This is a genomic window from Microbulbifer sp. THAF38, assembly GCF_009363535.1.
In the GTDB taxonomy this organism is placed as follows: Bacteria; Pseudomonadota; Gammaproteobacteria; order Pseudomonadales; family Cellvibrionaceae; genus Microbulbifer.
On the sequence record NZ_CP045369.1, the window covers coordinates 2,520,586 to 2,533,216 of the forward strand.

Genomic DNA, 12,631 nt, shown 5'->3' on the forward strand with positions numbered 1-12,631 from the left:
TTTACTAAAAATGGGGGATATTATTCAGCATGAGCACTCCCGAATTGCTTCTTAATGACAGCCAAGCGCCTGTTGAAGCAATAGTGCTGGAGGTTTTAGCAGCAATAAACAAACGCTTAGCCGAAGAATCGGAGCAACAGGCTCTTCCCAGAGCCATGAGATTAACTCTTTGACAGTGCCAAGGGAGCCTCTAGCTTGCGCTACACTAAGATCGGATACAAACACCTACAAACTGAACACCACCAGAATTATTGTTATTATCATCTTATTCAAACTCACCTCCCTTATAATAAAATTTATATGTGGCTTAAACCACTAATGGCCATAGGCAATGGAGTTAGAAACCAATCCGGAATCAATTATTAGCAGCTGGGAAGCAGGATCAGACAACACAAAAAAACACAACCCCATAACCACGAATAAGTGAATTAGGCAAGAAGGGGTTTAGGTGTGAAAAATTTTGGTAGGTGCAAGCTTTTTTCTAATATCTGACAATAAAAACATTCGGGCAAAATATTGCCCGAATGTCCTTTCAATCAATTGCAACCGTGTCCGTCTACATCTGCTCCATCTTCAACGGCATTACACTTCGGACAACGGAAGCCACCACCTTCCACATTCTTATAGTTAACATAGGTCCATCCTTTGGGTGGATTTTCAGGCGAGTACTTCTCCCTAGTTGGCTCAGCAGTGGGATCGGCAGGATCTATAGAACCTTCATTAGAAGTGACTTCAATTTCCATGTTACTTTTCCTTATTAATCAGCTTAACAACATCAGAGGATATGGGTGCTTGGCATATAGACGGTGCTAATCCAGCCAAAGCCTCTCCATGCACTGAATTAACACGACGGTATTCTAAAGGAATATATATACAGGGCAGCACACTTTTAAGGTCACACGCTGTTACACGGCACGTTTACCAGCCATAAAACTGCACTTTAACTGATACCGCGCCAAATGACATCAAAAATCACTTTACTAAAAATCCGCATTCTTAGAATGCGGATTTGCCCTCTGCCCCCTAAAAGGAGGCTATTGAATCAGCTTTCCTAGGAGCTGCTTCATAACTTGAATCAGCTCATTATTGCAGGACTTTTTTCTATGTAATTGCGTGAGAATAACTGATTTCAAGATATGAAATAACCTTTAGAAGGGTAACCAATAAAAACCAATTACCGACCTCACTTTCGTACCGACCTAACATGAAAAACTCATGACTTCCAGAAGTCACCAGCTGTAAAGGGTCGTCTTTATAGACCTCATATGCAAACATCAGCTTTACAGTAAAAATGGACAAATAAATAGCTAAGGCAGCAAGGCACGAGACTCTGGCTTTTTAAAGAGCTCCGACTTATGAATCATATATGCCGCAACACAAAATATATCCAATCAGAAAATAGAGAAACAACTCATTTCCGACTTATCTTGTCGCAGCCCCTAAATAAACCAATTAATCCCCTACCCTATTAACATCTAAATAAACCATGGCACCCTGACCTTTTGAGTCAACCATAATATTTTACTTCGCTGCGAGCTAATGGAGGGCAGAGTAAAGTAGCGTTATCAAAATACCATCTTTTTATTTTTTTAAAAAAGGATAGAGATAGCTACTGTGCCCTTTACTAGCATATTTTTTATTGGCAATTCCTAGATTTAAAAGGACCACTAGGAAACTGTTATCTAGCAACAAGTGTGGATCTGACTATTTTCCGTGCAATACACCCCAAAATACTTAAGCCATACCACTATTACCCAGTACGGACGCCTTGATACTTTAATATTTTCAAACTAGACCCCTACTCTTTAGTACAACATAGTGTGCCACTTGAAGATCCAAAACACTATATATAGTGATCCAGATCAAGTGCTTCTCCCCTGGGCTTTTATAAGCTTCCCGCACAATCTGTGAAGGAAAGCCCATGACCAGTACCTCTACCCCAGAAATTGACAGTGCCATATCTCCTACTCAAAACCTAAGCAGTTTTCTGGTGCGAAAGCGGGATGGTCGCGCTGTGGCTTTTGATCCTCAACGTATTACTTCGGCACTTGTGCAAGCCGGGCAGGCTACTGGTGAATTTGGTGAGGATGAAGTTGATTGGCTAACCCAGGGCATCCTGAAAGTGATTAATCATCGCTTTGATGCAGCGACACCGGTCGATATTGAGGAAATCCAAAATATTGCCGAGCAAATATTAATCAATTGCGATTATATAGATACTGCTCGGGCCTACATCGCCTATCGGGAGCGACATGCGCGCATACGCAATGATCGACAAACTCTGGTAGATGTTGGGGCTTCCATTGAAGAATATCTGGAGCAGGCAGATTGGCGTGTCGCTGCCAATGCCAACCAAGGCTACTCCCTCGGCGGCCTGATTTTAAATAGCGCCGGTAAAATGATTGCCAATTACTGGCTGAATCATGTTTATTCCCCGGAGATTGGTGCAGCCCACCGGGATGGCGATTTACACATCCATGACCTGGATATGTTGGCCGGCTATTGCGCAGGTTGGTCACTTCGCTCCCTGCTGCACGAGGGGTTGAATGGGGTTCCCGGCAAAGTGGAGTCTGCACCGCCCGCCCACTTGACCAGTGCAGTTGGGCAGATCGTTAACTTTCTTGGCACATTGCAAAACGAATGGGCTGGAGCCCAGGCATTTAGCTCCTTCGATACTTATCTCGCACCCTTTGTACGCAAGGATCAGCTGGATTACGCCAGTGTGCGCCAGTGTATGCAAGAGCTGATTTTTAACCTGAACGTGCCATCCCGCTGGGGCACCCAGACCCCCTTTACCAACCTCACTTTCGATTGGGTTTGCCCTCAAGACTTGCGAGAGCAGGTGCCGGTGATTGCCGGCAAAGAAATGCCATTCACTTATGGTGACCTGCAGGTGGAAATGGACCTGATTAACCGCGCCTATATTGAGGTGATGAGTAAAGGGGACGCGCGCGGCAGGGTCTTCACTTTCCCAATTCCAACTTACAATATCAGTGAGGACTTTCCCTGGGAGAGCGAAAATGCCGAACGGCTATTTGCCATGACTGCCCGCTATGGACTGCCCTACTTCCAAAACTTTATTAACTCAGACCTCAGTCCAAACATGGTGCGTTCCATGTGCTGTCGCCTACAGCTGGACCTGCGAGAGCTACTTAAACGGGGCAATGGATTATTCGGCTCCGCGGAACAAACAGGCTCTCTCGGTGTGGTAACCATCAACTGCGCGCGCCTGGGGTACCTGTATAGAGGAAACTGGGATCTCCTACTCGCCCAGTTAGATAAACTACTGCTACTTGCACGGGATTCTCTGGAAGTGAAACGCAAAGTGATTCAGCGGCATATGGACGCCGGCCTGTTTCCCTACACGCGTCGATATCTTGGCACTCTGCGTAACCACTTCTCTACCATTGGCGTTAACGGCATTAATGAAATGCTGCGAAACTTTAGTGAAGACCGTGAAAGTATCGTCACAGATACCGGTAAAAAACTTGCCGAGCAGTTGCTCGACCATATTCGTTTGCGAATGACAGAGTTCCAGGAACAAACTGGCCACCTGTATAATCTCGAAGCCACACCGGCTGAGGGAACTACTTACCGTTTTGCCCGCGAAGACCAAAAGCGCTATGAAGATATTATTCAGGCTGGCAGCACGGAAGCACCTTACTATACCAACTCATCCCAGCTACCAGTCGGCTTTACCGATGACCCTTTCGAAGCGTTGGCCCGGCAGGAATCCCTACAATCCCGTTATACGGGCGGCACTGTGCTGCACCTATACCTGGGTGAACAACTGCCAGATGCCGATAGCTGCCGCCGCTTATTACAGCGCGCCCTGAAAAATTATCGGCTGCCCTATATCACAGTAACTCCCAGCTTTTCTATATGCCCAGTACACGGCTACCTGAGCGGCGAACACGAATTCTGTCCCCGCTGCGATGAGGCTCTGCTCGCTCGTGAGCAATCTTGCTGCAGCGATTAAAACCAACCACCAAGGAGAGACATCATGAATAAACCAACCTCACCACTCAAAAATGAAGACCGTACCCGCTGTGAAGTCTGGAGCCGGGTGATGGGCTATCACCGCCCAGTTTCCTTCTGGAATCCTGGCAAACAATCGGAACACAGGGAACGCCGCTTTTTTGTTGCAGGTAATGGCAAATAGCTATGGCTGAAAAGCTGCGCATCGGCGGTTTTACACCATTTACCGCTATCGACTTCCCTGGTGAATTGGCCGCGGTGGTCTTTTGCCAGGGGTGCCCCTGGCGTTGCCGCTACTGCCATAATGGTGATCTGTTGCCGGCCCGCGCGCCCAGTGCCTACGACTGGGACCAGATATTGGGGTTCCTCGCCAGCCGGCAAGGACTGCTGGATGCGGTGGTATTTTCTGGCGGAGAGCCAACTGCCCAGGGGGCACTGGAAGCCGCCATAGCCCAAGCCCGAAGCCTGGGGTTTAAGATAGGTTTACATACTGCCGGGATCTACCCTCGGAAACTGAGTCGCTTGATCCCCAGCTTGGACTGGGTTGGGCTGGATATAAAAGCGTTGCCGGAAAATTACCCTGCCATTACCGGGGTAGATGGTAGCGGTACAGCACCCTGGCAATGTGTAGAGCTACTCGTCGAGGCGGGAACAGCAATGCAAGTACGCCTTACTAGGCATCCTCGCCTCACCAGTGATGAGGAGCTAGCTCAAATTCAGGAGAAGCTTTGCAAATACGGTGTTCATCATTTAGAGGTGCAACACTGTAATGCCGAGCAAGCGCTTGACCAAACTCTGAAGTTTATTTCCTAGGGCTAAAAAGATTGGGGGACGAAATAGAATCGATGGTCGGCCCAGGACATCTTCTTTTTATGACTCTTCTGGTGGCGGGCTCAAAGGCCAGTAAAGAGGCCTAGGTTGGCCTCTTCCCGATAGGACACCAGCGCCAGTAGCTCAATCTTCCCTTTGAGCAATACTTTGCTTATTAAGAGCGATCGCTTTGGGTTGTGTTGAATAAGAGTGAGTAGGTTGGCTTTTAAGCTTAGCAGCAAGCTCTTTGGCCAATAACCTGCTTTGCAACAGAGCCTTGTTTACCGAATTTCTATGCCGTTCATCCGCAAACTCCTGATATTCGACGTTGATCTCATGGATTTGATCGACCCCCAGGTAATGGCTCAGTGTCCTGATATGAGGCCCCAAGTGATTCATGTTCTCGCGCACTCCCCCCTCTGCAAAGCCAAACTCTCCGGCAGAAGTAATTAGCACCAGAACCTTCCCCGACATAATGGGCTCAAGCGGATAGTCTCCACGGGCCAAGTCAAAGGTGAAGGTCTTATTGATACGTATCACCTGGTCGAACCAGGCTTTTAAAGCCGCCGGCATACCGTAGTTATACACTGGGGAGGACATTACTATGACATCCGCCTGGTCGAGTTCATTGATCAAAGTATCCGATAATGTAACCAACGATTTTTGCTCTTCACTGCGCTGGTCTTCTGGAGTGAATACAGAAGCAATCCAATCCTGGGTAATGAATCCTGGCGGGGTCTGGCCAACATCCCTATAGATGAGCTTATCTTTTGGTCTTAGCCCAAGCCAACGCTTCACAAAAGTCGCGGCAACGGCCTTGGAGATAGAGGAGTGTTTTGGTATGTCTCTATACTCCTCCGGTACCTGAATAGTCCCAAAAATCTGAGCGCTGGCTTCAATATGAAGAAGGGTTTTCATCTACTAGACCTCGAAAAATTCATCATTTGGTCCAGCGATAGTGCAGCCTACAAGCACTCTTGACAAATGAGATATTTTTCCTTATAGGTGAATTTATTTCATCTATAAGGAAGAGTAGTCCATGTATCCAAACCTACCCTCCCTCAATTCCTTAAAGGTTTTTGATGCAGCTGCGAGGCTCGGTAGCTTTAAGAAAGCTGCGGAGGAGCTCTTTATTACCCCTACAGCAGTATCCCACCAGATAAAAAACTTAGAAGAAACGCTAGGCAGCCAGCTGTTTGAGCGTAAAACCCGCGCAATACGATTAACAGAAGAAGGAAGGCTACTCGCAGAAACAACTTCACGAGTTTTTCAGCAACTTGCCGCAGCAATAGGTGAAATCGCTAACTCAAATCGTGTGATTTCTGTCAGTACAACTTCATCTTTTGCGGCTCTGTGGCTGGTTCCCCACCTGGAGCGCTTTTATCAGAAGCATCCAGGTATCGAGATATCCATTTCGACCAGTGAACAGATAGACAATATTGAGCGCGACCGACACATTGATATAGCTATTCGCTACGGTGAATTTGATCCAAAAACCGAAAATACGACAAGGCTTATTACGGAATCAGTGGGTATGTACGCTACGCCAAACTACTTATCAACTATAACGGATATCGAGCAGGCACAATTGTTAGAGACCAAATGGATTAACCAGTCTTTAACCTCATTCAGCTGGGAATCCTTACTTGGCGACTTCAATAAAAACCTTACCATCCGTCAATATGATCAGGAACATCACGTTATACAAGCCGCACTGGCTAGCCAGGGGATTGCTTTAGTCAGTTCTCTTTTGGTACAGAATGCTTTACAGAACAAATGGTTAGTGCCGTATAAAAACACAGACATAAAACACAAAGCCAATGGATTGTCATACTACGCAGTAACCCCAAGTCGCAATATAAATAATAAAAGTGTAACTAGCTTTCTTTACTGGTTGACTGAAGAAATAAAGTAAGTTGTGTAAATGTTTAAGATGTGACTCACTATAAAGAAAAGTAACTTTTATTGAAAAAAATCCACGGGACTGATCGTTAAAAATACTTCTAAGTTTGGGATAGAACTTTTAGCTGGAGTAATTGTGTAGGTTTAGGTCGAGATCCAAAAGCAATGTATTAATAAACATCGCGACCTTCCTACCTCATTTGCTGGGCAAGGCGAAATTACTCCTGCTATATCCAAAGATGATTTAAATGGTAGATTTACGGAGTACAACCCCCAGATATACTTTATTTTCAGAATTGTAATTATTACTCAAAATCCCGCACTGAGTATCGAGCAGTATATGATAAATAAGCTCTATACCCAGGCGTACAATGCCAAGCTACTGGAGCTAACTTCTAGAAGCTTGAGATCTAAACATATTATTTCAGGCTCAATGTCATATTCAATGATTTAAGGACTTGACGCAGTCGCCAACTCAACCTGAAAACGCTTTCTTAGCTGTTTGAGAAATGTCGCCGGTGCTAACCTGTATAAATAGGCTCCAATCAGGCTTATATCTTTCGGAAACCAACGCCCCCTGCCCTTTTCCCAGGCTGTCACAATCTGATTGGCCATCCACTCAGGGCTACGCACCGCTCCCACGGTGCTCCTTTGGTGCCTGGCCTGCCCACCATCTCCAGCTAAAGCGCTTTGCTCAATCGTTGTAGCCAGGAAACTTGGGTAAACCATTAATACACCAACTCCATCGTTCCGCACTTCCTCACGGAATACCTCGAAATACTGGTGCAATGCACTCTTGGCTGCGCAATAGCCCGCGCGCCCCAAAACCGGCATCCATCCAGCCATTGAACTGATATTCACCACACAGCCAGAGGCCGCTTTCAGCTCTGCAAACAAGCCCTGAGTAAGTTCTACCGGTGCATGGTAATTGACCGCCATCACTTTTCGGATTACCGCACTAGACGTTTGTGTCGAGAGGCTTCGGTGCGTAATGCCAGCGTTGTTTATTAGCAGATCAACTCTTGGATACTCATTCCGTAAGGATTGAACCAATTCCGCCAATGCCAAGCTATTGGCTAAATCAACGGTATATGTTCTGGCTCGAATACCGCGCCCTTTGAGTTGTGCCTCTCTTTGACGGAGTTTTTCAGTGGAAACATCCAACAGAAGAAATTCCGCAGTGTATTTTCTTGATAGACATTCGGTAATTGCCCAGCCCAGTCCTCCGGCAGCTCCGGTCACCACAAAAGTTTTCTGTGATTTATCTGCCTTAATAGTAGCCATCTCAGCTCTCCCCCACTGACGGTGAGAGTTTGCTGGAGGGCGGTCTTATTCCGAGTGCTTTTTCTGCAAACAAATAAAAGACTTCCTTCGATGTCTTCTCTGGAATAAATCCCAGTTCTTCTTTCAATAGGCGGTTATCCAGAACCGGCCTGTATTGCAAAAAGGCTACATGATCTGGGTGGGAATCCGTTAGGTGGAGGCTATAACCTAGCCGAAGTACCCCTTTTACCATCCAGACTGGTGGCCTTATCAGTGGCTTGGAGAGAATCTGTGCTATTTCCTTTGGGTTAAGACTGCCATCACCGGCCAGATTGAATATGCCGCAGGCCCCAGTCTTCACGCCAAGGGATAACGCGCGAATCACATCCTGGTCCCAGATAAAGACAAAAGGTGAGTTATAGCCACCGGGGTCCAAAAGTATTTTTCGCTTATACAGTGAGCTGATTTTGTTATTCGTTTTTTCGCCCAATATAGAGGAAACTCGAAATACCAGCTGCTTAAGATATGGGTGCCGCTTACGATATTCAGCCAGCAGCTCCTCAATTTTGCGCTTGTTATTGGAATAACCAAATTCAGGATTACCGCGCAGAGGATGGTGCTCTTCGAGTTTTGGTGGGTTATCAGGATAATAACCATAGGCGGCACCACTGCTTGCCACAGTAATATGCTCAACTCCTGCGTAGAGACAGGCCTCGAGTACATTTCTTGTGCCCTCTACATCGACACGGTACTCAGCAGTATGATCCCGACCTGCAGCCATTACCGATGCTAAGTGAATCACATGAGTAATAGATTCTGCCTGCATTATTTTCCCAAGATCCTTATCACAGATATCCTTAACAAGGATTGGAAAGCTTGCGGTTTTCGTGTGAATATCAATCCCAGTTACTGGTAAGATCTTGCTCAGATACTCGCCAAGTTGGTTTCCGATATAGCCTGCCGCACCTGTAATCAAAATCCGGGGATTCATTCTGAATATCCTATCAAGAAGTTGCTTGTAATCCGCCGGCCTGATAGGTCAAGGCTCGAGGTGAGAGGTCTTTTAGTAGGTCGGCTTTATGCTTTTTGATAACCTTTAGATAAGAGTCTTTATGTACATAATACGCCATGCGTTCGAGGTCAAGGTATCGCATACCACCGTCTATACGTTTTGCCGATTTCTGCTGAATAACCTTCCTGAAACGATTAGCAGATGACACTCCAGCAATTAACTGGTGAACATAAAGCGCTACGAGCTCCGCTTGCATATTGCGCCCCTCCCACCCCAAACCAGCCGCTTCTATCATGCCCATCATAAAAAGGTTGTCTGATTTCGGGTGGAATATATTCAGGTACAGACTCGGCGCATAGCCGTTCCAATTTAACTCTGCTTTATCTACGAATGGATAGTGCAACTTATAGCCGGTGGCCTGCACAATCAGGTCATACTCTTCACATTCACCAGCTGAGAAATGCACTTTATGCCCATCGACCGATTTGATCGCCGGCCTTGGGTTGATATCTCCGTGGCCAATGTGGTGCAGCAATAAAGAGTTGACTACGGGATGGGATTCAAAAAGTTGATATTTGGGCTCAGGCAGCCCGTATTGAGATGGGCTCCCTAGCGAGAGCCGAATCAGAGCTTTAGTTAGGCGTCGCTTTAGAGTGAGAGGTAGCTTGAATTTGCCACCCAACTGATCAATAGGTCGACCAGAAAAATATTTAGGCAGGAAGTGATATCCACGACGCAGACTGATATCCACACTTCTCGCCCGATGCACCGCATCCACGGCAATGTCTGCTCCGCTATTGCCACAACCAATCAAAAGAACTCTTTTTCCGGCAAAGATCTCCGGGGACCGGTACTGAGAGGAATGTATTAGCTTCCCGGTGTATTGGCCGGGTAATTCCGGTTGGTTTGGATAATGTAATGTACCGCTGGCAATTAATAAGCCGCTAAACTCTCGTGTTTTTTCCTGCCAATTCCGGCGGGTAGTTACTAGCCAGCCATCTCCGCTACGCACACATTGCACAACTTCCGTATCAAACTCATAGTGACCGTAAAGACCAAATTCTCTTGCATAGGACCGGAAATAATCACCCATGTCTCGATGACTTGGGTAATCAGCGACACTCTCATCCATCGGGAAGTCGGCAAATTCGGTCATCCTTTTAGAGGAGATAAGATGTGCCGATTCATACATGGTACTAGTTGGACTGTTGATATCCCATAGTCCTCCCACATCGCTGTGTACTTCAAAACCGATACAGGGGATACCAAGCCTGAGTAGATTTCTTACTGTACAAAGGCCCATAGGGCCAGCACCTATAACCGCGTAAGGTTTCATGGCACTTCCTTTACCATAGCCATTCAATGCGAAACTAAGACAGGGGCAATATACCGTGACAAATCAAACGCAGATTGTCATTATCGGGCAGAAACTGGTTAATTTAGGACATCCTTAATGGATTTAACCGATTCCAGAAGTGTGAATCTCAGCTACTCAAAGGCTTTGATGGAAGCCTTGACCAGCTTGGGCCTACCCATTCCAATGAGAGCAAGTAAAGTGCTGTCTCAAATAAGTCGGCAAGAACGCGTCCCAATTCATCTGCAAGAACGACTTTGGAAGGCGATCATCGATAGCTATCCCGAACCGCTGTTGGGAATAAAGCTAGGGCTTGCCATGCAAACTAACCACATCGGGCTGGTCGGCCACTTGCTAATGACCCAGAAAGACCTCCAAGCAACCATAGATCAGTTAGTTAGCTATCACCCGCTGCTGGGAGAAGGCGGTCACTTTGAGGTGCACCGCGATACATTTTCAGTTAGCCTCTGCTACTATCCAAACTTTATCAACTTTGCACAAACTCGAGTAGAAACGATACTGGCTGCCTGTATCGCTCAAACCCAAGCTTTAACTGGTGGGAAGTTTCAGGGCTGCAAATTACTTCTCTCATACCCTGCTCCCAGCCTTGCCCTCCAACAGCAGTATCAGGAACTCCTGGCAATACCGGTGCAGTTCAATGCTCAAGTTTCGGCAATCCTATTCCCCGTTAAAGACCTGGCAATTCCTCTGGTAGCGGCAGATAAAGACGTTGTAAGCTGTTTAAAACCGAAAGCTGATGCCCTTTTACAAGCGTTCGAGAAAAATAGCTTTCACAGAAAAGTCACCCTGTTACTTCAACAAACTCCCTACTTAACTCGAGAGCAAGTTGCCCAGCACCTCTGCCTTAGCACTAGGCATTTAGGCCGCAAGTTGCAAGAGGAACACACCTGTTTTCGCACGGTCCAGGACGAAGTGCGCAGTTATTATGCAAGGCAATGGTTAGTGCAAGGAGAGAAATCCAATAGCGATATCGCTATAGCTTTAGGATATTCTGATGAGAGTGCATTTGGTAAAGCATTCAAACGCTGGGAAGGTATCTCTCCTAGCCTATATAATAAGCGCCAGAAAAGAGGCTCTAAAACGACTATAGATATCTAAGCTAAGATAGGTTAGTTAATATAGTTCAGCAAACCCCTTCCCATAAAACCACTTCAAATATCATACAAATATTCAGCGTACCGCCTGCTCAGAATTATTTACTTGGAGCCGTAATATTTAATAAATTTAAAACAGACAACGGTACATAATTGCATCAAAAAACCCAAAATCAAACAATATTCCAATAGCAATATGCCAACACTAACTCAATGAGTGTCACGCCGAATAGTTGACAAAACTACAACCTCTCACTATATGGCTCACAGGTTAAATTTTTGATATCGATTATTTGGCGTATGAAATCACCTTATATCCCACTAGACTCCAACACTAAATTTAGGTAAATATTTAATACGATCCCCATGCAAGCACCGCCTCAAGAAAGATTATTTGTCTAACTAGTGCATTGATCACCCTGGATTATTTATCACCCAGCCAAGATGATCCAGGAATCCCGAAAACATTCAAAGTACAAGCAAATTAAGCAACCCAAAACCAAGGAAGAACTATGAGCCTTATCAAAAAAACCCTAAGTTCCATGGCGATAGCTATGCTCGTGTCATCTGCAGCCATAGCCGAAGAAAATTCCAATCAGAAAAATTCGGCCATGAATGACATGTGGCTGGATGGAAAAGCAGAGACTGTACTCTTGCTAAATAAAAACTTAAATAGCTTTACTATTGACACCAAAGTTAGCAACGGCATTGTGACCCTGTCTGGCCAGGTAGATAGCGAAATTGACAAGCGGCTGGCTGGGGAGCTGGTTTCAGGGATAAAAGGCGTCAAGAGCGTTAAAAACGAACTGACCGTTACAAACAAAAAGAGTATTAGTGACACTATCTCTAGTGAGTATACAGACGCCAAGATTGCAACCGTCGTAAAAACCCGGCTATTGCTGGATCAGGAGATCCCCGGAACTAAAATTGACGTCTCAGCCCAAGGTGGAACCATCACCCTAAAGGGGTCAGTAAAATCCAGTGCCCAGAAAGATCTCGCTCAGGCGATTGCGGAAAACACTGAAGATGTAAAGAAAGTTGTGAATAATCTGACAGTTGTTAAATAGTAAATCCTGAAAAATCACTACACATCCAAATTGCTTGGAGTAATTCAGACCAAGCCATCAGGTATGGCTGAAAACATGGCCAATTAAAGAACATAATTGCACCACTAAAAAATCATCTTCCAGGGAGTTC

Annotated in this window: 10 protein-coding genes and 1 pseudogene; 6 read left to right on the plus strand and 5 right to left on the minus strand. The window is 45.9% G+C overall.

The genetic code is table 11. From position 1 onward, the window contains the following. Positions 1-29: 29 nt before the first annotated feature. A complete protein-coding gene (locus FIU95_RS21140; RefSeq protein WP_172975378.1) occupies positions 30-173 on the plus strand; it encodes a hypothetical protein in 144 nt (47 codons plus the stop codon). Positions 174-536: 363 nt separating this feature from the next. Here the strand turns inward: FIU95_RS21140 and FIU95_RS10660 are convergent, their stop codons facing one another. Further along, on the minus strand, positions 537-743 hold the full coding sequence (locus FIU95_RS10660; protein ID WP_152453753.1) for a hypothetical protein: 207 nt from the start codon (positions 741-743) through the stop codon (positions 537-539). A gap of 1,178 nt (positions 744-1,921) precedes the next feature. Between FIU95_RS10660 and FIU95_RS10665 the strand changes: the two are divergent. Then, positions 1,922-4,162, plus strand: a pseudogene (locus FIU95_RS10665) (ribonucleoside triphosphate reductase). Positions 4,163-4,164: 2 nt separating this feature from the next. Continuing rightward, on the plus strand, positions 4,165-4,791 hold the full coding sequence (locus tag FIU95_RS10675; protein ID WP_152453755.1) for an anaerobic ribonucleoside-triphosphate reductase activating protein: 627 nt from the start codon (positions 4,165-4,167) through the stop codon (positions 4,789-4,791). A 141-nt stretch (positions 4,792-4,932) separates the two neighbouring features. Here FIU95_RS10675 and FIU95_RS10680 read toward each other — a convergent pair whose 3' ends face one another. After that, positions 4,933-5,706 (minus strand): FMN-dependent NADH-azoreductase, encoded by a 774-nt coding sequence (locus FIU95_RS10680; RefSeq protein WP_152453756.1) that lies wholly within the window; start codon positions 5,704-5,706, stop codon positions 4,933-4,935. A 121-nt stretch (positions 5,707-5,827) separates the two neighbouring features. Between FIU95_RS10680 and FIU95_RS10685 the strand changes: the two genes are divergently transcribed. After that, complete coding sequence (locus tag FIU95_RS10685; RefSeq protein WP_152453757.1) at positions 5,828-6,703, plus strand: LysR family transcriptional regulator; 876 nt, start codon at positions 5,828-5,830, stop codon at positions 6,701-6,703. 437 nt (positions 6,704-7,140) lie between these two features. On the opposite strand, the gene FIU95_RS10690 is transcribed toward FIU95_RS10685, so the two are convergent. Genes FIU95_RS10690 through FIU95_RS10700 form a run of 3 tightly spaced genes read right to left on the minus strand, consistent with a single transcriptional unit; the run spans position 7,141 to position 10,301 of the window. Next, on the minus strand, positions 7,141-7,974 hold the full coding sequence (locus tag FIU95_RS10690) for an SDR family oxidoreductase (protein WP_152453758.1): 834 nt from the start codon (positions 7,972-7,974) through the stop codon (positions 7,141-7,143). Position 7,975: 1 nt separating this feature from the next. Beyond that, on the minus strand, positions 7,976-8,944 hold the full coding sequence (locus tag FIU95_RS10695; RefSeq protein WP_152453759.1) for an SDR family oxidoreductase: 969 nt from the start codon (positions 8,942-8,944) through the stop codon (positions 7,976-7,978). 13 nt (positions 8,945-8,957) lie between these two features. Next, complete coding sequence (locus tag FIU95_RS10700) at positions 8,958-10,301, minus strand: NAD(P)/FAD-dependent oxidoreductase (protein ID WP_152453760.1); 1,344 nt, start codon at positions 10,299-10,301, stop codon at positions 8,958-8,960. A gap of 117 nt (positions 10,302-10,418) precedes the next feature. Between FIU95_RS10700 and FIU95_RS10705 the strand changes: the two genes are divergently transcribed. Together FIU95_RS10705 and FIU95_RS10710 are read left to right on the plus strand one after the other, a co-directional pair. Continuing rightward, positions 10,419-11,438 (plus strand): AraC family transcriptional regulator, encoded by a 1,020-nt coding sequence (locus FIU95_RS10705; protein WP_152453761.1) that lies wholly within the window; start codon positions 10,419-10,421, stop codon positions 11,436-11,438. Positions 11,439-11,946: 508 nt separating this feature from the next. Beyond that, positions 11,947-12,501 (plus strand): BON domain-containing protein, encoded by a 555-nt coding sequence (locus FIU95_RS10710; RefSeq protein WP_216646235.1) that lies wholly within the window; start codon positions 11,947-11,949, stop codon positions 12,499-12,501. The last annotated feature ends 130 nt before the right edge of the window (positions 12,502-12,631 follow it).